At 46.8% G+C, this 22,985-nt stretch carries 26 protein-coding genes; 9 read left to right on the top strand and 17 right to left on the bottom strand.

All coding sequences use genetic code 11. The features are described 5' to 3' along the window. Positions 1-41 precede the first annotated feature (41 nt). Both ACLWNV_RS07700 and ACLWNV_RS07695 read left to right on the top strand, forming a co-directional pair. Complete coding sequence (locus tag ACLWNV_RS07700) at positions 42-917, top strand: 16S rRNA (guanine(527)-N(7))-methyltransferase RsmG (protein ID WP_413587348.1); 876 nt, start codon at positions 42-44, stop codon at positions 915-917. After that, positions 914-1,672: a TrmH family RNA methyltransferase gene (locus tag ACLWNV_RS07695; protein WP_413587347.1), complete on the top strand. Its 759-nt coding sequence runs from the start codon at positions 914-916 to the stop codon at positions 1,670-1,672. Before ACLWNV_RS07700 ends, ACLWNV_RS07695 begins: the two co-directional genes overlap by 4 nt. 12 nt (positions 1,673-1,684) lie before the next feature. Here the strand turns inward: ACLWNV_RS07695 and ACLWNV_RS07690 are convergent, their stop codons facing one another. Beyond that, the gene (locus ACLWNV_RS07690) at positions 1,685-2,050 is read right to left on the bottom strand and encodes a hypothetical protein (protein ID WP_413587346.1); all 366 of its coding nucleotides are present in this window, start codon (positions 2,048-2,050) and stop codon (positions 1,685-1,687) included. 153 nt (positions 2,051-2,203) lie between these two features. Beyond that, positions 2,204-2,839 (bottom strand): hypothetical protein, encoded by a 636-nt coding sequence (locus tag ACLWNV_RS07685; RefSeq protein WP_413587345.1) that lies wholly within the window; start codon positions 2,837-2,839, stop codon positions 2,204-2,206. Between the two features lie 134 nt (positions 2,840-2,973). Here ACLWNV_RS07685 and ACLWNV_RS07680 point away from each other — a divergent pair, with 134 nt between their 5' ends. Then, positions 2,974-3,672, top strand: a complete 699-nt coding sequence (locus ACLWNV_RS07680; protein ID WP_413587344.1) for a DNA alkylation repair protein — start codon at positions 2,974-2,976, stop codon at positions 3,670-3,672. A gap of 154 nt (positions 3,673-3,826) precedes the next feature. After that, positions 3,827-4,579: a hypothetical protein gene (locus ACLWNV_RS07675; RefSeq protein ID WP_413587343.1), complete on the top strand. Its 753-nt coding sequence runs from the start codon at positions 3,827-3,829 to the stop codon at positions 4,577-4,579. Positions 4,580-4,654: 75 nt separating this feature from the next. Here the strand turns inward: ACLWNV_RS07675 and ACLWNV_RS07670 are convergent, their stop codons facing one another. Further along, the gene (locus ACLWNV_RS07670; RefSeq protein ID WP_413587342.1) at positions 4,655-5,791 is read right to left on the bottom strand and encodes an MBL fold metallo-hydrolase; all 1,137 of its coding nucleotides are present in this window, start codon (positions 5,789-5,791) and stop codon (positions 4,655-4,657) included. A gap of 150 nt (positions 5,792-5,941) precedes the next feature. Here ACLWNV_RS07670 and ACLWNV_RS07665 point away from each other — a divergent pair, with 150 nt between their 5' ends. Together ACLWNV_RS07665 and ACLWNV_RS07660 are read left to right on the top strand one after the other, a co-directional pair. Further along, on the top strand, positions 5,942-6,286 hold the full coding sequence (locus ACLWNV_RS07665; RefSeq protein WP_413587341.1) for a DMT family transporter: 345 nt from the start codon (positions 5,942-5,944) through the stop codon (positions 6,284-6,286). A gap of 7 nt (positions 6,287-6,293) precedes the next feature. Then, positions 6,294-6,854, top strand: coding sequence for a TetR/AcrR family transcriptional regulator (locus tag ACLWNV_RS07660; protein WP_413587340.1), 561 nt, complete (start codon positions 6,294-6,296; stop codon positions 6,852-6,854). Here ACLWNV_RS07660 and ACLWNV_RS07655 read toward each other — a convergent pair. The 11 genes from ACLWNV_RS07655 to ACLWNV_RS07605 all read right to left on the bottom strand — a co-directional run bounded on the left by ACLWNV_RS07655 (position 6,841) and on the right by ACLWNV_RS07605 (position 16,327). After that, the gene (locus ACLWNV_RS07655) at positions 6,841-7,845 is read right to left on the bottom strand and encodes a PE-PGRS family protein (RefSeq protein ID WP_413587339.1); all 1,005 of its coding nucleotides are present in this window, start codon (positions 7,843-7,845) and stop codon (positions 6,841-6,843) included. The genes ACLWNV_RS07660 and ACLWNV_RS07655 overlap by 14 nt on opposite strands. 123 nt (positions 7,846-7,968) lie before the next feature. Then, the gene (locus tag ACLWNV_RS07650) at positions 7,969-8,541 is read right to left on the bottom strand and encodes a hypothetical protein (protein WP_413587338.1); all 573 of its coding nucleotides are present in this window, start codon (positions 8,539-8,541) and stop codon (positions 7,969-7,971) included. A gap of 75 nt (positions 8,542-8,616) precedes the next feature. Continuing rightward, entirely contained in the window at positions 8,617-9,504 is an 888-nt protein-coding gene (locus ACLWNV_RS07645; protein ID WP_413587337.1) for a mevalonate kinase, read from the bottom strand. Next, positions 9,494-10,474: a diphosphomevalonate decarboxylase gene (gene mvaD / locus ACLWNV_RS07640; RefSeq protein WP_413587336.1), complete on the bottom strand. Its 981-nt coding sequence runs from the start codon at positions 10,472-10,474 to the stop codon at positions 9,494-9,496. Before mvaD ends, ACLWNV_RS07645 begins: the two co-directional genes overlap by 11 nt. Before the next feature lie 3 nt (positions 10,475-10,477). After that, the gene (locus ACLWNV_RS07635; RefSeq protein WP_413587335.1) at positions 10,478-11,377 is read right to left on the bottom strand and encodes a hypothetical protein; all 900 of its coding nucleotides are present in this window, start codon (positions 11,375-11,377) and stop codon (positions 10,478-10,480) included. Positions 11,378-11,387: 10 nt separating this feature from the next. Then, positions 11,388-12,698: a hydroxymethylglutaryl-CoA reductase, degradative gene (locus ACLWNV_RS07630; protein ID WP_413587334.1), complete on the bottom strand. Its 1,311-nt coding sequence runs from the start codon at positions 12,696-12,698 to the stop codon at positions 11,388-11,390. Continuing rightward, complete coding sequence (gene fni / locus ACLWNV_RS07625) at positions 12,695-13,741, bottom strand: type 2 isopentenyl-diphosphate Delta-isomerase (protein WP_413587333.1); 1,047 nt, start codon at positions 13,739-13,741, stop codon at positions 12,695-12,697. The genes ACLWNV_RS07630 and fni overlap by 4 nt, the downstream gene beginning before the upstream one ends. Before the next feature lie 27 nt (positions 13,742-13,768). Continuing rightward, a complete protein-coding gene (gene rplT / locus ACLWNV_RS07620) occupies positions 13,769-14,116 on the bottom strand; it encodes a 50S ribosomal protein L20 (protein ID WP_413294259.1) in 348 nt (115 codons plus the stop codon). A 78-nt stretch (positions 14,117-14,194) separates the two neighbouring features. Further along, positions 14,195-14,386 (bottom strand): 50S ribosomal protein L35, encoded by a 192-nt coding sequence (gene rpmI, locus ACLWNV_RS07615; RefSeq protein ID WP_413578386.1) that lies wholly within the window; start codon positions 14,384-14,386, stop codon positions 14,195-14,197. 188 nt (positions 14,387-14,574) lie between these two features. Further along, complete coding sequence (locus ACLWNV_RS07610) at positions 14,575-15,864, bottom strand: DUF3443 family protein (protein WP_413587332.1); 1,290 nt, start codon at positions 15,862-15,864, stop codon at positions 14,575-14,577. Further along, positions 15,857-16,327 carry a DUF2844 domain-containing protein gene (locus ACLWNV_RS07605; protein ID WP_413587331.1) on the bottom strand — a complete coding sequence of 157 codons (471 nt, stop codon included), beginning with the start codon at positions 16,325-16,327 and terminating at the stop codon, positions 15,857-15,859. The genes ACLWNV_RS07610 and ACLWNV_RS07605 overlap by 8 nt, the downstream gene beginning before the upstream one ends. Positions 16,328-16,517: 190 nt before the next feature. Here ACLWNV_RS07605 and ACLWNV_RS07600 point away from each other — a divergent pair, with 190 nt between their 5' ends. Then, the gene (locus ACLWNV_RS07600; protein ID WP_413587330.1) at positions 16,518-17,546 is read left to right on the top strand and encodes an alpha/beta hydrolase; all 1,029 of its coding nucleotides are present in this window, start codon (positions 16,518-16,520) and stop codon (positions 17,544-17,546) included. Between the two features lie 12 nt (positions 17,547-17,558). Further along, positions 17,559-19,052, top strand: a complete 1,494-nt coding sequence (locus ACLWNV_RS07595) for an acetyl-CoA hydrolase/transferase family protein (RefSeq protein ID WP_413587329.1) — start codon at positions 17,559-17,561, stop codon at positions 19,050-19,052. A gap of 9 nt (positions 19,053-19,061) precedes the next feature. Here the strand turns inward: ACLWNV_RS07595 and ACLWNV_RS07590 are convergent, their stop codons facing one another. Together ACLWNV_RS07590 and ACLWNV_RS07585 are read right to left on the bottom strand one after the other, a co-directional pair. After that, positions 19,062-19,985, bottom strand: a complete 924-nt coding sequence (locus ACLWNV_RS07590) for a glycerophosphodiester phosphodiesterase family protein (RefSeq protein ID WP_413587328.1) — start codon at positions 19,983-19,985, stop codon at positions 19,062-19,064. A 55-nt stretch (positions 19,986-20,040) separates the two neighbouring features. Further along, the gene (locus tag ACLWNV_RS07585; protein ID WP_413587327.1) at positions 20,041-20,367 is read right to left on the bottom strand and encodes a DMT family transporter; all 327 of its coding nucleotides are present in this window, start codon (positions 20,365-20,367) and stop codon (positions 20,041-20,043) included. A 220-nt stretch (positions 20,368-20,587) separates the two neighbouring features. Between ACLWNV_RS07585 and ACLWNV_RS07580 the strand changes: the two genes are divergently transcribed. Further along, positions 20,588-21,877, top strand: coding sequence for a flavin monoamine oxidase family protein (locus ACLWNV_RS07580; RefSeq protein ID WP_413587326.1), 1,290 nt, complete (start codon positions 20,588-20,590; stop codon positions 21,875-21,877). 56 nt (positions 21,878-21,933) lie between these two features. Here the strand turns inward: ACLWNV_RS07580 and ACLWNV_RS07575 are convergent, their stop codons facing one another. Beyond that, positions 21,934-22,929: an agmatine deiminase family protein gene (locus ACLWNV_RS07575; protein WP_413587325.1), complete on the bottom strand. Its 996-nt coding sequence runs from the start codon at positions 22,927-22,929 to the stop codon at positions 21,934-21,936. Positions 22,930-22,985 lie beyond the last annotated feature (56 nt).

The raw sequence follows: 22,985 nt of genomic DNA, 5'->3' as shown, positions 1-22,985 counted from the left end.
CCCTTCTATCTTAAGACAAAAACAGCTATAACACCCCTTCCATGGCACATAAGAATAAAACGAATTACAGTCCCTACAAAGCCCGTCAAGAAGCCCGCGCGCAAGCGATGGGCGCCAAGTTCGCTGCTGCCCAACCCAGCGAACAAAAGGGACGCCATAAAAAACCAGAATCCATTTTTGAAGTGAACGAAGCCAACGACCGTCTGGCTGATATTTTCCGCAATCACGATTTTGATCTGGTCAGCCATCAGCAGCGCATGCAGCTTGCGCAATTTTACCGCCTGTTGATGTTGAATCAGGAAAAAGAAAACTTCACCCGTCTTTTGAAATTGAAAGACATTGCGATTAAGCACTTCATCGATTCTATCATCATCATGAAGTATACAAAGCTTCAGTTCCCTCTTTTGGATGTGGGCACCGGTCCGGGCTTTCCAGGCATTCCTCTAAAAATCATGTACCCGAATGAACAAATTCTTTTGGGCGAAGGCGTGCAACGTCGCGTGGAATTCCTAAAACACGTGCGCACGGAAATGAAACTTCCAAAGCTAGACATTCTGGGTCGCAACATCAACAAACACTGTGTGTACCCGGTTAATGGTGCAATCACTCGCGCGGTGGAAGACATCGGCAATACGTTGGGTAATGTCATCAACTGCCTTAACATCGGTGGCAGAGTGTATTTCATGAAGGGCCCTGGCGTTGACCCGGAAATCAAAATGGCCAAAGAAAACTGGTCAGAGTATTTCAAACTGGTTGAAGATACTGCCTACTCCCTGCCACACACTCCTCATGACCGCCGCATGGTGGTTTATGAAAAAATCAAACACATGGATTTGCCGGACTACGATGAAGGCGAAGAAATGCTTTTTGAAGAGCTTACTCCGGAAGAAAAGAAACGTTGGGCGGCTTACAAATGATCGAAATTTCCTCTAAAACCAACGAACACTTTCGCCGCTGGCTGGATTTATCATCCTCCCGCGGAATTAAAAAACATGGTGAATTTATTCTGATGGGTGAAAAACTCATTCAGGAGTTTTTGCAAAATCCGAATTTCAAAATCAAAGCCGAAATCGTACACGAGGAGCTGAAATCTGTAACACTGACTCACCCGATTTCAAAAACTCAGCGCATCCCTATCTATAAACTTCCGAAAGCGATGTTTAACGAAGTGGATGTTATCGGCACGCACTTCAATCTTTTGGTGCTTGAACCAAAGAACATTGAGACCTTAAATTCCACAGCAAAAGCCGAAGGCCTGGAAGTCATTGCTCCCCTTGGTGATCCATCAAATCTGGGTGCCCTGGCACGCTCGGCAGTGGCATTTAAGGTGAACAAAATTATTCTGACAGAGGAAAGCTGCACGCCTTATCATCCGAAAGCTATCAAAGCTTCGGCGGGTGCTCTTTTAAAACTGCCCTTGGTGAAGACCGGCAAGTTCATGGATTTCATTCAAGCTGATAAAGATATTTATGCTTTGGATATGAAGGGCGAAAATGTCGCTATGTTCAACTGGCCAAAAAACCTGCGCCTGGTGATTGGCGAAGAAGGCCCCGGCTTTAGTGGCATCAAGGGTCTTAATCGCCTATCAGTTCCCACTGATGGAGTTGAGTCACTCAACGCCACCGTGGCGGCTTCCATCGCACTTTTCAGCTACGCTCAGAAGCATTCATAATTCTCTTATATATTAGCCGTGACCTGGGTTGCTGCCGTGATTGTGGCCGCTGCCTGGGTTACCGCATTTGTAATCACCGTGTGGACCCCATTTGCAGTTTTGCAAACGATTGCATGCTACGCCACAGTAGTAGAAGCCTTTTTTCCAACCGCCCCAGCAGTACTTTCTGGAACGTGTATAGCCTTCAGGACAAGCTTTACCAGAAGGTTTGCATGAGCTTGGTGGGCTTACTTGATCGCCGATATCTGGCGTACATTGAGCTGCCAATGGCTTAATTAGAAAAGAACCATCCGCTGAATATTGCATAGTGCCTTCATAGGCCTGTGCTGAAGCAGCAAAGATAGTAAGCGAAAGAATAAGCATAGATAACAATTTCATCTGTTCTCCTTTGTTAATTTTGAAGTCACATCTAAAATTCAAACAACTACTTTTGTCACCAAAGAATTTTGCAATATAGCTCTCAAACACACCGCAAAAAAAAAGGCCCCCTCGAGAGGGAGCCTTTGAAAATTCGAAACTAAATTCGAACTCTTAGTCGCCGTTTTGGCCGGCTTCGTGACCGTAGCCACCGTTGCCATCGTTAGCGTTGCGAGATCTTTCGCAAACATAACCACAACGGTAGATGCCTTTTTTGAAGCCACCCCAGCAGTATTTGTGCATACGTTTGTAACCAGCACCGCAGTTTAGACCGTCAGTTGGACGGCAAACTTCCCATTGCTCGTTGTCGCCAGCAGAAGGACCTTGGTCTTCACAGATAACTTTTGCAGTTTTGAATTCAACTGCGCCATCTTGTTGAAGATTCAAGATACCAGAGATTTCGCCAGCGAATGGTTGAGGACCAGAACCCGCTCTTGGACGACTGCATTTCCAGTCACCGCTGTGGTTCCAACCGCATTGTTCTTTTGGCTTACAAGAAATACCGCACTTCTGGAAACCTTTTTTCCAACCGCCCCAGCAAAGCTTAGCGAATTGGTCGTAGCCAGCTGGGCAAGATTCGCCTGCTGGTTTACAGTAGTTACCGTTAGCAACTGGTGTACTTGGGCAAACGCCACCTTTTAGAGGTTGGATTTGCGCGCCTTCAAGTGTTGGAACAAGGGCACCTTCGAATGCCATTGCAGTAGAGCCAACAAAGCCCAAAGACAAAAGAATCATCAAAAACTTTTTCATTTTGTTCTCCTGTTATTATTTGATTTGGTAAACGATATCGGGCGCATCCTAGTGAAGACCACCGAACTACGCAAGCACTGTTGACTATCAAAATGCTATCGACGCGGGAGACAATCGTATAGAATAACTAAATCATGACAATTCATTCACACATTATGAAATTGCAAAGCAAAAAGAGAGCAGAAATCCTGCAAAGATTTTTTAAAACCGGCGCCGGAGAATACGCCGAAGGCGATCAGTTCTTGGGGCTGACAGTGGGACAAAGTCGCACCATCGCCAAGAAATTCAAGGATTTACCTTATTCCGAACTCAAGGCTTTGATTGGTTCCCCCATTCATGAAGAGCGCCTTATTTCCTTAATTATTCTGTCAGAGCGTTATCGTAAGTCAGATGAGAAAGAGCAGAAAAAGATATTCACCTTTTTGATTAAAAATAGAAAAGGAATCAACAACTGGGACCTCGTAGACACCATAACCCCTGCGGTTTTGGGGCCTTACCTGTTTGATAAGGAACGCACGCTGCTTTATAAATATGCTAAATCCAAAAACCTTTGGGAGCGCAGAATGGCGATCATCTCGACATTTTATTTTTTGCGCCAGCACGACTTTGACGACACTTTAAAAATAGCGGAAATACTTTTAAACGACGAACATGATCTTATTCACAAAGCCGTGGGATGGATGTTGCGTGAAGTTGGTAAGCGCGATTTAAAACCGCTTAAACGTTTTCTGAATACGCACGCCAACAACATGCCCCGAACCATGCTTCGCTATGCGATTGAAAAGTTTCCGGAAACGGAACGTCAGCGCTACTTGAAAATGAAAAGACGCTAATACGCAGAACCCCTCATATCCGGGAGAACCGCGCCCACTGCGATTTCCCCGACTATCGTACAAATTTTCGACTCTTCTCGAAGAGATTCGTCCTAAGGTTTATACACTTTTTGTAACAGTATAGATTTTTGGAAAAGTAACCGATCATCTTTCAATGGCAAGATTCAATTTAAAAACCATACTTTTTATTTTGATCTCGGGATTTCTGGTTACTGCTTGCGGAAATAATTCCTCACTCAGATCCAGTCAACTTTCCAGCACGACCGGCGATAATTCATCAGCCGGAATTGAGACCCCTGATCCATCACCAACCCCTAGCCCTACTCCGTCGGTAGAACCTTCCCCTTCTCCGTCGCCGGGTGGCCTCGCTGTAGCTCCTATATGGGAAGCAGCTAAAACCGATGGTAAACTTTGGACCGCGCATGTGATGACTCAACTTGAGGTCTTGGGAGAAGACCTTCTTGATGTGATCCCAGCAGACGGTACAACCTTCTGTCCCAAGTACAACAGCTTGACCCGCGAACAACGCAAGAACTTTTGGGTTTATCTGATGTCGCAGATGACGAAGTATGAATCCAACTTTTCAACAACGATGAACTACACCGAGAACTTCAACGACGGCTCCGGCAACAACGTGATCAGCGCAGGGCTTTTACAGCTTTCAGTGGAAAGTGGCAACGCCTACGGTTGTGCACTTAAAAAGACCACAGACCTGCATAACCCGTACACGAACTTAAGCTGCGGTATTCGCATCTTGAATCGTTGGATGGGTCGCGATGCCCGCATCGCTGGACAAGTCAGTGGCAGCTGGAGAGGCGGCGCTCGTTACTGGTCAGTGCTGCGCTCAAGCAACTCTCCCTACGCTAAGATTGTTGCGGCTACAAAGGCCATCTCAATCTGTAAGTAAATTCTTAAACTTTTAAAATAAAAACCCCGCAAGTTTCAGGCTTGCGGGGTTTTGCTTTTTAAAATTGATTGCGATCTACTTCTGAACAGTCACTGAAGAATTCCACCAGCGAGTACTCAAATAAGAATCATTCACCGACACGACCTCGCCGATTTTGGGAGTTACCAGCACCATACCGTTGGCTTCCGCTGCTGCCGTAAGTTTCTCCAAAGGTTCGTACCAGGAGTGAAAAGCTAAACTGAACATTCCCCAGTGAATTGGAAAATAGCGTTTCGCATTCAGGTCTTTAAAGGCCTGAACAGATTCCTGGGGCAACAAGTGAACTTCAGCCCACTTTTCGTTGTACTGACCACTTTCAACAAAGGCCATATCGAAGGGCCCCAGTTTTTCCCCGATATCTTTAAAGTGAGTGTCATAGCCGGAGTCTCCACTAAAAAAGATCCGGTGTTTGTCATTTTTAATCACCCACGAGGCCCACAAGGATTTATTCTGATTAAACATGCCCCGGCCAGAAAAATGCTGGGCCGGTGTGGCGATAAGCTCAAGGTCTGCAACCTTCGTGGACTGCCACCAGTCCAGCTCTTGAATTCTTTCTGCGGCAATTCCCCAACTGGTCAGATGTGCACCGACGCCCAGGGGAACAATGAACGGGACGTCTTTGTCTTTAAAGAACTTGATTGAGTCCATATCAAGATGATCGTAGTGGTCGTGACTGATTACGATGGCATCAATTTTTGGAAGATCCGCCAGCTCCACCACCGGATTCTGAAATCGCTTCATCATGATTCCCAACGGCCCTGTTGAGTTAGAAAGCACAGGATCAATCAGCACAATCTTGCCATCAAAATTCAAAAGAATTGTCGAGTGACCAAACCACGCCACCTTTAAATCGTTGCTCGGTTTTAGGAATTCTGCAAAGTCGGGTTTTACTTCAGGCAGACTTTGCGCGGGAACGCGATCTTTATCGCCGCCCAGTAAAAACTCTTTTATAGTGGCAAAGTTCATCGTGCGCTTGCGCATCTCCTCCACCAATGTGGGACGGCGGTTCATGAAAACACCTTTTTCACTGTCAAAGTTTTTAGAGGTTTTGAATCCGTCCGTGTTTTCCTTGGTGGGCAGCTTTCCAAAAGAGGAAGCACATCCCGTCACCAAAAATCCACCCGCAATGAGCGCCAGAATGAAAACAACTGAAAATGAAATGATTTTAAACATCTTAGAAGTACTCCCAGGCTTGATCATAGCCTTTAAGAAAGTGAGACGCCACTCACATCCAGAAACATTATATGTATCTATTTGACATTTGTCTGTCTAAATTTGTAAAGAAACCGACCAGATGGTATGTTTAATGGAAAGAGGTTTTATATGGATTCCAAACTGGTGGCTTATGCGTTTTTAGGGTTGGCGATTGTAAGTGAAGTGATCGGCTCGACCTTCCTGCAGAAATCGGAACAATTCACCAAAGCCATTCCCACATTAATCCTTGCTGTTTGCTATCTTGCCGCTTTTTATTTTCTATCTCTCGCGCTGAAGGCCATCCCCCTGGGAGTCGCATATGGTATCTGGGGCAGCGTGGGTATAGCCCTAACCGCATTCGTAGGATACTTCGTGTTCAATCAAAAGTTGGACCTTGCCGCAATTATCGGTATCAGCCTGATGATATCCGGTGTTATCGTGATACAGGTGTTCTCGAAATCGGTTTCACATTGAGGGTATTATGAAGTCAGCTTATCAGCGCAAAAAACAACCGGAACTGGTAAAGGAAGAAATTCTGAAGGCCACGATTTCCCTGGCTGAAAAAAAAGGCCTGGGTGCAATCACGGTTCAGGCTGTGGCCGAGCTCGCTGGAATCACCAAGGGTGGACTGCTTCACCACTACCCTTCCAAACAGGCCCTTATCAAAGGTGTTTTTGATACTTTGATGGAGGAAATGGATCGGGATCTTGAAGCGTTGATGGCAAAAGATAAAAAAGCTTACGGTCGCTTCACTAGGGCTTATGTAGAACTTTGTTTCGATTGCCCCGAAGACGACTCCCAACCGTGGTCCGCACTTTGTGTGTCTGTTCTGGTAGAGCCACAATTGAAAAAGATGTGGCAGACCTGGATGGATAAGCAACTTAAGAAACACCGTAAAACAGATTCAGGAATTGAACTTGAACTCGTGCGAATGGCCGCTGATGGATTTTGGTTCACTCATCTGAGCCACAAAACCACCAGCAAACAGCTTCAGGCAAAACTTAAGAAAGCTTTGCTCGCCCAAACTTTTAAAAACACTTAATAACAATCACGCCCTGACCACCGTTACCGCCTTTAGAGGAAGAGTTACCTGTGGCACCGCCGCCGCCGCCACCATAGGTTCCTGCGGCTCCTCCGACCTTGGTTGAACCAAAGCCACCGCCGCCGCCACCACCGGCTCCGACAGTTGCCGTAAGATCAGTGCCACTTCCGCCCGCTCCACCGCTGGAACCTGCGCCACCGCCGCCGCCTCCGCCATTGGTTCCAGGCGAGCCGTTGGCAGAACTCGTGGAACCGGCACCAGCGCCCGATCCGGCAAAGTTCTTTCCACCATTACCACCATCGAAACCTGCTGCCGATCCAGCAGTTCCACCGCCGCTGCCGCCGCCGCCGCCACCACCTGGACCGCTGCAACCACCTCCAGCACCACCATTACCGCCTGCACCGTTGGGACCGGCGGAACCTCCGCCACCACCACCCGCGCCGCAGCTACCAGATGCCGTTGCACCGTTGCCCCCGGAATATTTGGTGGTACCGACTCCCGAAGCACTACTACCCCCGGCTGCAGCAGACAGCGAGCCTGCGGCTCCACCTTTCGCTCCCACAATGACGGCGGTACCTGTGATTGAGGCACAGTTCGTTTGACTGTTGCAAAAATAGGTATCTCCACCCGCTGTGGCACTTCCAGCGGCCGCCACACCTGCGGCTCCAACTTTTACGGTGACCGTGGAACCTGCAACCAAAGAAGTAACATTCACCACTTTGGAATACCCTCCGCCGCCACCGCCCCCAGAATTATCCCAGGCGCCGCTGGATGAAAAACCCGCTCCCCCGCCACCAATGACTTCAATGGAATTATTTGCAGTAAAACCCGAGGGCACGACCCATGTGGTGCCGGAACTGATAACGAAAGTTTTTGGACAAGGACCACTGGGGCCTCGCCAGAAATTAAATGGAATGATTTGTGACATCGTCACGCTGGGAATCAACATTGAAGCGAAAACAAAAGTGAACACATAGTTGCTGCTTTTCATGTCTCGATTTTTACTTGGCGCAAAGCGCACGAGATATGAAAATCAGAATCGAAATAGATAATTGAGACTTAGTTCGGGTACCAGAAAAACAGACTAAATCGGAACACCCAACGAGTGATAGAGTTACCTAAAAAGAAGAACATACGAAACAAAAAGACCAAACACTACAACCATTAACTTGCGCCAGTGTTTGCCTACCAAATCAAAAAGTAATGTAAACAACTCTGGATCTGCATAGAAGAAATGCGCGGAAAATGGAAAACCATGAACTCTGACATTCAGAGCTTTTCCCAAACGATCCAACTCATTCCAGGCTCTGACTTCACCGTCCCGTTTGCGAATTTCCCTGCCCAATTTCACGTAGTCATTGCGAAGATTTGTTTCCAGTTCTTTTTGAATTTCGTAGAAAAGTTTAATTTCAGAATTCTTAACAAGACCGTCCTGGCGCATGGCTATTTGCAGAAAATTTAGCAGACGACGTTTATCGAATTCATCTTCGACATGACTTAAAACTTCGCTTAATAGTTCGTTGGACTTGCCTGACAGAATTTCAGCAAGAATTGCAACTTCCCCAAAGGATGCACCGTAATTGCGAGCAATCTGCAATAGCCATTTCTTTTCCCGGGGATGTGGGACGCTATCTGCGGCAAGCATCATTGCAACGACTTTTAAACTGGAAAACAAACTGTCACGCATACTCAAATCGTATAAACGAAGTTCGAGTATGTCAAAACCACACATTAGAATATTGTTTAGGGATTAATATAGGAACTAACAAGGGATCAAATGCTGAAGAACTTCCGCGGAAGGTTCTTTCTGCCACAGAGAAAGCACATAGCCTCCACCGCCGGAACCAGTCGGCTTCACCGCAATGGCTCCTTGGGATTTTAACCACTGCAAGTGAGTCGTCGGTGCCCCTTCATTCAGGGACCACTGTTCAAAACAGCCGCCGGCCATCTCAATAGCTTCAACCAACAGGCCTTGGCCTGCTGATTCATCCATGGATAGGGCTTTTTCAGCCAGCTCCACTGCTCGGGACATTCTAAGATCAATTTGCTGACCTAATTGAGGGTTCTTTTCAAGCAGGTCTTTAACTTTGTTAACCGCATCTACGGTCACGCCACGCTGACCGGAATAGGAGATATACCAACGAGGTTTCCATTTAGGAGTGATCTGCTTGCGCTCGCCATTACGAACAAAGCGCAGACCTTCGCCAGACAAAGCCACAGCGATATCAATACCACTGCTTTCGCCGTGGAAAATATCTTCCAACGTGCGCGCAAACTCAAAATATTCAGACTGTTGAACATGGCCTAAGTGACCCAACCAACGTGTCAACGCCACACAAAGAGCCGCCGAAGCACCCATTCCCGCACCCACAGGCAGCGAGGAATCAAGATGCAACGTCCCTGTAAGCTGCTGACGATTCAGATTTTTAAGCTGCAAAGCTTTTTCCAGCACTCCCCAGACCAGAAGCTGCAGCTCCTGCCCGTGGTTGCCGTGCAGATCCAAAACCAAAGCGGCTTCACCCGGAGTGTATTTCAGCTCCAAAGTGCGCGAAGGAATTGGAAAGACCAATGAAGGATAGCCGCGAATCACTGCGTGTTCGCCGACTAAAATCCATTTGCCATAAGCTGTGCACTGAAAACTAGTGGACATTTTCTTTTACACCTTCAAATGCCAGAACTTTGAATTTCTCGCCAAAGTGTTTGCGGTACTCTGCAAAGCGCTTGATCTGATCATGACGGAATAGCATGTGCACATTCGCACCCGCATCCATAGTCACCAACGGACCATCCTGCCAGCGATTCCACAGGGATTCACACTCGGCCAGAACCTGTTTGGAAGCCTCAGTCATATAACCGAATGCCGGCTGACTTGTTTCAAACAAGCGATGCATGTCGATAAATTCATCCCAGACAATCTGGCGAGCCATATGCCAGTCATCGTTTTGCAAAGCCATGGAAAGATCGCGAAGACGGATCTCTGCACGCTCAACCCGGCCTTCAAAGCGCGGGCTTGTCGTCACAAGTTTATGCGCTTCCGAAGAAGACACTTCTTTTTTGGAGTCTTCCACCACCACGCAAATGTGGTGCATGTCTGCCAAAGGCAAATTCATCGGCTGAGCATACTCCTGCTGCCACAAAGCCCAAGGGCTGAATAGCGAACGACAAGAAGAGCCTGAACCCTGACGGGAAAGTTCAGACAAGGTTTTCTTATCTGCGCCCCAGGGCTGTGGATTGATTTTTTGGAACATCTCCGCTGCTGCCAAAGTCAGGGCTGCAAAACTTGAAGCCGAACTAGCCAGACCGCAGTCCGACGGAAAATTATTAGCGGATTCAACCAGGAAGTTTTTTTGAACTCCCCATTTGTCTTTTAAGTTTGCCAAGTGCTTCAAAAAACGTTGCTGTCCTTTTTCAGACAGATCAATTTTCTCAAGATCTTCGCGGATCAAGGGCTTCCAAAGATCTGCTCCCCCGTCGATTTCAGTCAAACGCACAAAGGTGCGCAGGTTTTCAAGAGTATAGGACAAAGAAGCATTCGTTGGCTTATTACCAGAACCTTCAATTTTTCCCATGTACTTAATCAACGCGATATTTGATGGAGCCGAAACTAAAACCTGATTCATAAACTAACTTTCCTTCTCACTCAGATGTAGACCCGCAGAGATAGTTCGGTGAGAAGCAATAACTTTCACATTCACAGACTGACAGTGTTTTTCGATGATTTCCGATTGATTCTTTTCAGTGACCACAAACAAGACGTCAGCACCCAAGGCGCCACAGCCTTTAGCGGCCTTCACACCCGGCAAAGCACGGAGGCCCGCCAAAAGCTTCAACGTCGGTTCACAGGTAAAACCCAAATCCTGAAGTTCTTGTGCATAGGCTTTAACTCCGGCAACCAGTTCTTCGGGATTAACAGAGGCAAAAGACTCTTGCACACGGTAAGCGGCTTTTTCCAGAACTGAAGAATCAAATTCTTTCAGCGTCTTCAAGTGCTCGTGAGTCGCCACCTTGTTCCCCGTATGGATCAGGTAAAACTCCAGATCTTCAAACGGCCAACCACTAACAGATAACAAGCCTTTGCGTTTTTCAAAAAACGTCAGACTCCCCTTCATCTGCGCAATCAGATCCGTACCACTTGGCGGAGTCCCCTCGCCATTCCAGGCATATTTTTGGTAAACAGAAAGAAGATGTTTGAAATCAAACTGTGCTTCCATACCGACCAGATGAGATTCCCGATGCATCCAAATAGCATAAGCACCCAGGAACTGCGCCGTTGAGGCGCCAAAACCACCGACCAGATAAGGGTCTTCAAATTTTAAATCGATACTTTTAAAGTACTCGGAATGATCCGCAATAAACTTTCCAGCCGGAGAATCGGGATGAATACTCCCCAAGGAGCCACTTCCCTTGGTTTCCGTCACTTCAAAGCAAGGCTTGGACAGAACGAACAATGTCGGTCCACCGTGGAGAGCTAAATACTCGCCCACCAAAAAAGTCTTGCCAGGAATCGTGCACTTCAAAGCCAAGGGATACCTCTTAATGAGGATGCTGGGTCGTGCTGGAAGCTTGACCCGCGCGAAGCTCTTTTAGAACCTCAATCGCATTGCTAAGAGAAATACGTTTACGAATCGTCAGAATTTCTTCAAGCTTCTTTTGAACCGCTGGGATTTCACGCTCTTCAGCGCCTGCGCCCAAAGCCAGATTTTTTGTATGAAGCTTCATGTGGCCTTCAATGATTCCAACAGTTGTTAGAGCCTTCAAAGCACCCAGATTTTGCACCAGACCCACAGCCGCAATTACGCGAGAAAGCTCGTTCGCTGACTGAGTGCCAAGCATTTTCATACACATCATCGCCGTTGGATGCAGAGTCGTAACCCCGCCCACAGTGCCCACAACCAATGGAGCTTCGAACACACCCGTCAGGCCACCGTTTTCACGGTACCATTTGGTGATCGAGCGATATTGGCCATCACGGCAAGCGTAAGCATGAATGCCTGCTTCAACCGCACGCCAGTCGTTACCAGTCGCCACCAACACAGGATCAATACCATTCAGTACGCCCTTGTTGTTGGTTGCTGCACGGTACGGGTCCATTTGCGCAAACAAAGATGCTTCTTCAATTTTTTCTGCCAAAGCAGGATCAACGTCTTTGATATGAACAACGGCGCGAGTGACTTTAGTGTCCACCAGGTTTGATAGAATACACATCGTCACTTTTTCGCCAGTGAATTGTTCGATGGGCTCTTTCAAGTACTCACACACTTGATTCATGATATTCGCACCCATCGCATCGCAAGGGTCCATAAGAACGTGGACCACCGCCATGTCAGCGCCATCACCACGAGGAACGCGGCGAACCTGGATATCACGAACACCACCACCGCGACGAACCAGGCCGAAAGCCACTTCTCGGTTGGAGATTTCGATCATGTAGTTTTTTTGAGCCAGTAATTGCTTTTCGAAAACAGAAAAGTCTTTAACTTTCGCGATTTGAATTTGTCCGATGATTTCTGAACCCACAACTTCCGTTGTGATGGAACCGGATTCACGGATCCACTTTGCGGATTTACAAACAGCAGCGACGATAGAAGTTTCCTCGACAGCCATGGGAATAACGAAGTCTTTGCCATCGATACGGAAGTTTGTGGCAACTCCCAATGGCATCTGGAAATAACCGATGACGTTTTCGATGAACTTTTCACCCAAAGTCGTGTCACGCAGACCGCCCTTGGAAATGTAATCAACGTCTGCTTGTTGCAAAGCACCCACCTCAACCAAAGAATCCAAACGTTCCTGGCGAGTTAGTTTTGAGAAACCTTTGAAGATCTCTTGCAGTTGTTTTTTCATCGAACCACCTTCTTATTCGTCAGTTCAGCCAAGTTTTTGCTGCCTGTGCAGAATAGTGCGATTTTAAGTTCAGTTTCCAAACGATTCAGTAAATTCTCAAGAGCCTCATCGCTTTGCAAAGCCGCTTCTAAAAACGGTTTGGCAATTCCGACCTTTTTAGCTCCCAAGGCACACAGTTTAGCCACATCTAGGCCTGTACGCACGCCGCCTGATGCCCAAACTTCGTAACTTACTTGGGCCGCCTCAGCATGACGTAAAGACTCTACCGTGCTGATACCCCAGTTCGCGAAAGTTTGAGCTACGTGGTAAAGCATCGCGCTTTCTTCAGAGCGATAACCCTCCACACGTCCCCAGTGAGTTCCACCTTTGCCTGCAACATCCACGGCAGCGATGCCGGTGCCTTCCAGACGCTTCAAAGTACTCACAGAAAATCCACAGCCAACTTCCTTCACTATCACCGGAACCTCGGCGAATTTCACCAGGTTTTCGATAGCTTGTAAGGAGTTCTTAAAATCCGTAGTGCCTTCGGGCTGCAAAGCTTCCTGCAAAGGATTCACATGGACAAACAAAGCCACGGCTTCGGTCGCATTCACCAAGCGGCGAATGTCATCCAGCGGAGTTTTGATCAATTGAGCAATACCAATATTTCCCAGCAAACGGGCTTTCGGTGCGGATTTACGCACCTGAGTCCACTCTTGGGCAGCATTGGTATCATTCAATTCACGGCGCTGAGAACCCACACCCATCAAAATCTGACGACGATCACTTAAACGAGCCAGGCGTTCGTTGATTTCACGGCCATGTTCATGACCTGCAGTCATAGAGGAAATAAAAATAGGAGAAGAAAGAGAAAAAGATGGAGCTTTAGAAAAAGAAAAAGAGGTCGAAATATCGACCTCTTTAAAATTCAAATCAGGCAGAGCCTCATGAACTAGTTCGATCGAATCCAATCCGGTTTGTCCCTCAGTCTGAGACCTTGGGTCCAGCGCAATTCTGATGTGATCGCGCTTTCTGTTTTCAAACTGCGTATTGGATTCGCTCATTGCCGTTGCTCCTTATGAGCTTGCGGCTTACGCCAAAGCGTGTTTGCAAAGAGCTGTGAAGCCCGCTGCGTCTGTAATCGCCAAGTTAGCCAAAACTTTACGGTCAACTTGGATGCCAGCTTTAATCAAGCCACCGATCAAACGAGAGTACGTAGTACCGTTCGCGCGAGCTGCTGCATTGATACGTTGGTTCCACAAAGTGCGGAAGTTGCGTTTTTTAACTTTACGATCGCGGTAAGCGAAAGCCATACCACGGTCATTTTTTTCTACCGCGTGGATGTATGCGCGAGAACCAGCGCTGTAGTAACCTTTTGCTCTTTTAAGAACTTTTTTGTGACGAGCACGATTTGTTTTACCAGATTTTACACGAGCCATTTTGAACCTCTGTTTAGATCTCTACTGCCTAATTGTTACGGCGTAAGAGAGAAAATTTAATTTAAACTAAAAAACCAATTAGAATACTAGGCAGCGACGTGCTTGAAGCAAGTTCGCGTCTTCTACGTAAGATGTTTTACCAAGTTGTCTTTTTGTTTTTGAGCTCATGTGAGAGTTCAAGTGACGCATGCGAGTGCTTTTTTTCTTAACTTTGCCTGAAGCAGTCAACTTCATGCGTTTTTTAGCGCCTGAGTGTGTGCGCATTTTCATAGTATTACCTTGTCTCCGATAAGGCGTTCCTCCCGATGGGGAAGACTCTTAGTTGTGCCCTAGTCAGTCATAAATACGGACTCATGGTTTTAGGTCGAATACTGTGGAAATGCAAGCATTTTAACAGGCCCGTAAAACGAAAAAAGGACGCCTGGGCGCCCTTTGGATTTATTAGTTATTTTAGGCACTTAGAAGGCCCAGAAAGGCCCTGAGACTGTGGTTCCGTTATTAATTGTGGCCGTGGTCCCATAAATTCCGACATAGACCGATCTTCCTAAGAAAAATGGCAATCCCCAGTCAAATGGGATGTCGCCGGCCACGTTCTGAAGATCCGTACTATCAAAGGCAATATTCCGATAAACCATGCTGTAAGGGTCAGCCGAGGCCAAGGTGATCATATTCCCCACCTCAAACGTGATATCCTTAGTGACCGAGCCCGATTTCATAGTTGCTGTCACATTTTCTAAAGAGACCGGACAATAGAAGTCAGAGCCACTGGAACACAATGCCGGGAATCCATTAATTCTTGGGAACCCATTGAAGTTAGTTCCGCTATCGATAAAGGCGTACTCATAATCCACGTTTTTATAACGCGTAACAAAGGTTGCATCATAGGATTGGGGGAATACGGTAAGGCCTGTGCCAGCATTGTTCACATCTCCCGAGGTACCAATTCCCAAGATCATGTACCCGTAAGCTGCGCCGGCCCCGGAAATAGGAACATCCGGTAACTTAATGACGATGCCGTTGTTATATCCCGCTGGCATTTTCGCGACTGGATTGGCTATCTGACTGGCTAATGGAACATTGGTTTGAGTGCAAGTGGTGCTCGTGCAGCTCCAGTATTTTTTTGTGGGCGCGGCGACACAGCCATTGACTCCCAAGCCATACCCGACACTGCAATCCTCAACGAAAGAACCTACTCCGATGATGCCATTAAAGCCCGCATCGGCTGGCGACTTATCCGGCTTACTGCCACACTTGGTGTACTGAGAATAAGTTCCATCCAAAGTCACAATTGGAATACCACCCGAAGTGGTGGTTTTTTTATTTCCAAGCTTAACATCTGCTTTTACCACCTGCCCCCAGTGACCAGAACCATCCAGGTAACCTGTGCAACTTGCCAGCCCTTGAGCGGAATCATTGGGAGCCGGAATTTGATCCAAAGAGATAGTTAAAAGGGATCTGAAAATTTTTAGACCGTAACTTCCTGTATCCACCAGGATGTTATCAATGGTTTGGCATTGAGTGGTATTAGGTCTGCAAATAGTGACACTGATACAAGGTTCGTTTTGATAACCATGCACTCCACAAGCACCGACGGACAATGGAATCACATTATCACCCGACAGAGTCGTCGGAAACTTCACTGACGCCGCCAGAGAGCGAGTGTCTCCACTACCAGGAGAACAACTCACCTGAGTTGCTCCAAGAATTAGTCCACTGAATAGAATTAAAAACGTTTTGAAATTATTCATTGAAACTAATTTCCTTCAGATCAAAGCCCGCGGGTAAACTTGCAGGAATATACGCGCGACCACGTTGATCCGTCTGACGACTGGAGCCTTCGACCACGATATTATCTGTTTTGATTTTCAGGGATTTTCGACCAAAGACTCTGCCACGTTCTGCAATTTTGCTTTTGTACTCTGGCAAATAGGTACCAAGCAGTTCTTCCAAGGCTGGCAAATCCGTGCCCTTCCAGGCAATAGCAAACACGCGGCCTTGGGAGTTTATGAACTGACGGATTTTAATATCCACCGTTTGAGTGTCACTGATTGTGTAAGTGGAACCAACGGATGTGGTCTTTTTGGATTGTGCGGATCTTGAATCGGAGGAAGCAGACGTTGTGACGACCTGATCGCCCAAAGCTGCGCTCGCAGGCAATGACGTACAAAAATAAATGGCCCCTAAAAGAAGGCCTATAATTTGAAAATTCATGTGGGCTCCCACTCCCTTATATTTTCGGTAAATTCACGAGTTTTTGTAAGGGAAATCAGAGGTTTTTGGGCTTTATTCCCAGATCATAACGATGCCTTCCCACAGTGGGATTTGTCGGTTTTTTGTCGAACTTTTTGGGGCTCTGCATTTGACTAGGAATCCCTAATACTGACCTGCTACCATTCTCAATATGAAACATTTTGAGACGCTTACAAATTTCCGTGCTTATGAAGTTCACTGCTTTCAAATTGAGACTTTGCGAATTCAAAGTCAGTGCTTAAAAGACAATCCACTGAAAGACGCGACGGCGCGCTTTAACCCTCTGCTTTTACCAAAAGCGGAGGGACCTTGGCCTGTCATTATGGTCCTGGGTGGCTTTAGTGGTAATGCACCTTTTTACTTCAATCCCAAATTTAATGAACAGAACACCATTCAGATTATTGACCAGGCCTGCACTCGCGGGGAAGCTCCCGAGGCGTTATACATTTTCGTGGATGCACTCAGCACTTGGGGCGGATCACAGTTTTTGAATTCTTCGGCAGTTGGCAATTACGAAGATTATATTATGACTGAAATCGTGCCGGCCCTTTCACACTACCCGGTTTCAAAAAATCCGGAAGACTGGTGTGTGATGGGTGGCTCCAGCGGTGGCTATGGGGCTTTGCAGTTAGCCAGCAAGTATCCAAAGACATTTGGATTGTGTGCTGCCATTGCGCCGGATTCTTTTTTCGATGCAAGCAGCATGAACGATCTTTATCAGGCACTTCCCGTTTGGGAAAAGTATGGTCAATCGGGCTTGCGAGTGCTTGAAGAATTGCGCAATGGGAAGCTTACCAAGTTTCGCAATTGGCATTCATTACTAAACGCTTTTGGTATGTCAGCGTGTTATTCACCGAAAGGCTCCTCAGGTGATTTTCATTATCCGCTGGATCCACGCACGGGAAAAAAAATCGTTGAAATTTGGGATATGTGGCTTGAAAAAGATCCTATCCACTTTTTGCCAAAACGTCTGGATGCCCTTCGTACCTTAAAGGGAATTTATTTGGATGTTGGCACCAAGGACAACTTTCATTTGCAGTATGGTGCCCGACAGATATCTACTTTACTGAGTGAAAATGGTGTGCCCCGGGACTATGTCGAATTTGACGGAAATCATTTCGACATCGGGGATCGCCGACCTGAAGTATGGAAGTGGCTGACCGCACATTGGCGTAAATAGCCAGGGGAAATTATGCACCACGATCGTATCGCCGAAAAATTCCGTAAGAAAATTATCACTGCCGAGCAAGCGGCGGAACTTATCAAGGACGGAATGGTCGTGGGGGCCAGCGGCTTCACCAAGGCTGGCGATGCGAAAGCGACTTTATCGGCCTTGGCGGAGCGTGCGAAGAATCATCCTTTAAAAATCAGTCTGATGACCGGCGCTTCGCTGGGACACAATCTGGATGGCAAACTGGCAGAGGCTGGCGCACTCGCTCGGCGCATGCCTTTTCAGGCTGATGCCACTTTAAGAAAGAAAATCAACGCTGGCGAAGTCATGTTCACCGATCAACATCTGGGGGAAACCGCAGAGCTACTGGCTTATGGCTTTTTACCGCCGATTGATATTGCCGTGATCGAGGTGGCGGCCATTTATAGTGATGGTTCTATTCTGCCAACAACTTCCGTTGGAAATAATCTGACTTATGCACGTCACGCGAAGCAGGTGATCTTAGAGGTAAACGCCACCATTCCATTGGAAATTCAGGGCTTCCACGACATCTTTGCAACTGGTCTTTCCCCGTATCGCCAAATCATTCCCGTGGTCGAGCCGTCCACTCGAATTGGCACTGAAACCATGCCTATTGATCCGGAAAAGATTATTGCGGTGGTGGTTTCCACGATTAAAGACAGCCCGGTTGATTTAAGCGCTGTGGACGAAAAAACCCAAGCAATCTCGGATCACCTGATGGATTTTTTCAATCAAGAGGTTCGTAAAGGCCGCCTGACCTCACAGCTTCCTCCCCTGCAAACTGGGATTGGCAATATTGCGAATGCGGTATTCAGCGGCTTTCAAAAAGGCAACTTTGAAAACCTGCAGATGTATTCAGAGGTTTTGCAAGACAGCACTTTTGATTTAATTGATTCCGGAAAAATGCAGTTTGCCTCGGCAAGTTCCTTTGCGGTCACGGCCGAGTGCTATGAAAGATTTTTTGCTAATCTTGATGCCTACCGCGGTAAAGTTCTTCTGCGACCGGAGAAGATCAGCAACTCCCCCGAGGTAATCCGCCGTTTGGGGGTCATCGCCATTAATACAGCCATTGAGTTTGATTTGTACGGAAACGTGAATAGCACGCACATCGGTGGCACCAAGATGATGAATGGGATTGGCGGCTCTGGGGACTTTGCGCGTAATTCTTATTTAAGTATCTTTGTGACTCAGTCGGCTTCCAAAAATAATTCAATCTCTCATGTGGTACCGATGGTCACCCACGTCGACAGCAATGAACATGATGTGGATATTTTGGTAACTGATCAGGGATTGGCGGATTTACGAGGTCTCGCTCCCCGCGAACGTGCGTTGCGAGTGATTGAGAACTGCTGTCACCCTGAGTACCGCGATCAGCTAAAAGCATATCATAAAGAAGCATTAGCCCGTGGCGGTCACACCCCGCACATCATCGAGCGTGCTTTCTCATGGCATCAAAGCTTTAACGAGCGCGGCACGATGAAGCTTAATGGCTAGAGTTATTATTTAAAGTGAGCAAAGTTCGTCGCGGATTTTTTGGAAGACTTCTGGGTAGTCTGTGATGATGCCGTCGGCGCCGGATTCGATCACCTGCTGGATTTCAGCGGGTTGATTTGGTGTCCAGACGATGGCTTTGATGTTTTGCTTGTGCAGTTCGTAAATTAACGTTGGATTGACCTGCCAGAAGCCTGGGGTCACTGTTTTCGCTCCCAAGTCGATTGCTGCCTTTAGGGCGTTTCGTGCATCGCCTACCAAGGGAACCACTTCGATATCTGGAGCTTTAACTTTCAATGCCTTTAAGATTTCGTGATTAAAAGACTGAACAAAGAAGCGGTCATTCGACCACCCGCTTTCGCGAATGTCTTTGATAATCAAATCCAGGTAATCGTTCATCGCCGGATAGTACTGCAACTGATCCTGGAAGAACTTAATCTCGATATTTAAACGCACGGGTTTACCGTGAGATGTCTTGCGATCCTTAAACGTCGCGAAAACTTCTTTTAGTTCCGGCATTGGAGCTAGTGTCGCTTCATCGAAGCTTTTAATACCGCACAGGATATTTTGAGCAACGTCATGATCCAAATCTCTGATCGCTACTTTTTGTAGCGACTTTCCATTCAAACCACAGCGCTCATTTGCCACATTCGGAACCGCATCGTGCGCTGTCAGAATGTGATTGTCCCGGGTGACTTGCAAATCAAGCTCCACAACATCCACTCCCGCATCAAACGCGGCCTTAAAGGACGTCATTGTATTATCCGGATATCCATTCATTCCGCGATGGCCGTGTACTTCCATTTTTTGCGCAAACAAGCAAGACGGCGTCGACAGACCGACACTTGCCAGACCCCGCCCTTTAGCGGGCGTCGCTCCGGAATACGCAATGGAAATAAACAGTGCTGACAACAGGACAATAGAAGCTAATCGCATTCCCTAAGAATGACGTGACCCACTTCTATTTTCCATTTTTTTCGCGAAAAAGCGTTTACTCTACGAACTTAAGGCCAAGAATTCCCGCGATAATCATTCCTAAAAAGAACAACTTCATCAAGGACAATGGTTCTTTGAAGATCAAAGTTCCCATCACAACTGCACCTACTGCACCGATCCCCGTCCACACAGTGTAAGACACACCGACAGGTAAAACTCTCATCGCCAAGGACAGCAGATAAAAACTAATCCCCATCGTCACCAGCGTAAAAATGGACGGCACTAGCTTCGTAAATCCTTCGGAATACTTAAGGCCCGACGCCCAAATAAATTCCAAAATTCCTGCAATAAGCAAAACAATCCAAGCCGTTGTAGTTGTCATAACTCAACCTCTTATAGAAACCCTGCGGTTCCTTCGTTTAATTTTATGCAAGTCGTTGCTGTAGATTTCACAGAGGGAGACTTTAATATCCCAAACGAGCGCGATGAACATCAAGCGCCAGATGAATCAATACTCTCACACTTTGTATTTCATTGAAAGCTTAAAATTTTCTGCGACTTAAAACACATAGAACGACAAACTGTCCATGGAGGCCCGTTTTATGAATCAGGTCATCATCATTGGCGCAGGAGCCTCGGGCCTTGCTTGTGCGCGCCTGTTGCAACAAAAGAAAATAGATTTTCTGATTCTTGAAGGCCGCAACAATATCGGTGGTCGCGCGGTTTCTGCTCCTCACAAACCCTTGCCTGTCGAACTGGGAGCTGAATTCATTCACGGTGCGGAACCGATAATTCTTGATCTGCTGCTTAAGCATCGTCAGTCATTCATTGATGTCTGTGATCGCCGACTGTTTTGGGACAAAGATCACTTTCGCGAACTCCCTGATTTTTGGGAACGACTGCACAGAATAAATGGATTGCTTAATCCAAAACTGGAGCAGGACCGCAATATTCTGGATTTCATGCAAGCGCGCTTTAAACAAATTCCCAGCAAAGACCGCGGGCTTTTTCGCTCTTACATTGAAGGTTTTCAAGCAGCAGATTTGACCTTGATGGGCGAGCGCGGGCTTGCTCAAGTGGAAGCCGAACCTCCCCGTGAGCTGAACTCTGACAGTCAGTTTCGCCCCGGAGAGGGATACTCCTCCTTGATGCAGGCCTTATATAAAGATGCAGGAATAAAAAAGAATCAGATTCTGCACAAACACGTCGTTGAGGAAATTCAATGGGACTCTGGCAAGATTACTGTTCTTTCCAAAAAATCCGGAAAGCGCTATCAGCATCAGGCACGGTACGTGGTGGTCACGGCACCTATCGGAGTTTTAAAAAGCAAACTTACCTTCACTCCCCCATTGCCAGACTTGGAAAAAGCGCTTTCAAGTATTCACATGGGTCATGTGCAGCGAATCAGCTTTGAATTTAAATCTCGTTTTTGGGAATCGACTTCTGAAAAACCCATCGGCTTTTATCATACCAGTGACGAATATTACTTTCCGACCTGGTGGACTCAGATGCCGCAGCGAACTCCATTTATAAATTCCTGGCAAGGCGGTCCGAAAGCGTATGAGATGGCGTCGTGGACCGAGGAAGAGCGAGTTGCCGTGGCACTTAAAACTCTGGGCAAACTTTTTGGAAAAACACAGAGCTTCTTACGGAAAGAATATGTCGGTCATTTCACTCACAACTGGAGTAAAGATCCGTTAAGTCTTGGAGCGTATTCATACCTGGGTTTACAGGTGGGCCGCGAGAACGGTCTTTTGCGAAAAATCCACAGCAAACGCATCGCTTTCGCCGGCGAAGGAACGATGACAGGGGCCGATCAAGGCACTGTTCATGGCGCGATGAAATCCGGTGAAAGAGCAGCGAAGCAGATTTTGAAACTCCTGAAGAGGTAACAGTTTCCTTTTTGTACTGCGGCGCTATTTAAAAAAGGAAACTGTTACCTAGTCGTTTAGTAAATAAAGTTCGTAATGCAGTGAAGAGAGCCCCGTTCTTTCATTATACTCCCAGCCTGGATGGGATGAACGATGAAGCCCAATTTCTGCAAAGTGGCGACCACGGCCCTATCGGCTGGAAATCCGTATTGAGGTACAAAAATGTTCTGCCCCACGATAACCGAATTCAAATAGCTCCAATGAGTGAGACCTTTCTGATCAATGTGATCAATCTCGATAATTTGAAAACCACGCTCTAAAAGTATCTTTTTGTTTTTCTTCATCGCTTCTTTGAAAGGTGATGATGAGTATCGCGCCAAAAGTGCACGCTTCCCGGGAAGCAGCTTCATGAAGGTATCCACGTGACCTGTACGCTCTTCCGGAATTTGATTCATGAGTACAACATCCTTACAATTGATATTTCGAAGAAGTTCTACGCGGATATCCTCTGAAAACCCATCCCCTACTCTCAAGGCTGTATAACAGTTATGGTCTTCATCAATCAGCAAATTACCTCCATCAAAAAATAAATGCGGCTGTTTTCTTGGGAAATCCAAGACCAGTTGTGCCTGCAATGACTTTGCTAAAAAAGAGGAAAACTGATCATCTTGCTCTTGTTTTCCAAAATAGTTTGCGCCATACGGAAAATTTGCCAGAACAAAGGAACCAGTACTTTTATTCTGCAGCCAAATCGGCGCATAATCGCGAATCCAAATTGAATTTAATGGATACTCCACGAATTGGATATTGGACGTGTCGATCTGACTTTTAATATAGGCTTCGCATTTTGAATTTGTGAAATATATTACACGCACCACTTTCGACAAGGCCTCGACATATTGCAGGTACTGACCATAATACGATGGGATGCTTTCACAATCTGAGATGCCGCCCATGATTGCCGACTTCGGCTGTGCCCATTCTTGAACTGGTAAAAATGCCTGATCAATAACTTGCCCTAACCCCGTGGATCCTGCAATTAGCACAAAAAACATCCCCAAGAATGCTTTCATCCGCCCTCCTAATCCATTTCGATATGCATCGAATTATTGCTATTGACAAGTCTTTT

The sequence above is a fragment of the Bdellovibrio sp. HCB274 genome, assembly GCF_047306075.1.
GTDB lineage: Bacteria > Bdellovibrionota > Bdellovibrionia > Bdellovibrionales > Bdellovibrionaceae > Bdellovibrio.
Note: the sequence above shows the minus strand (reverse complement) of the source record. Positions and strands in the feature narration are given on the sequence as shown.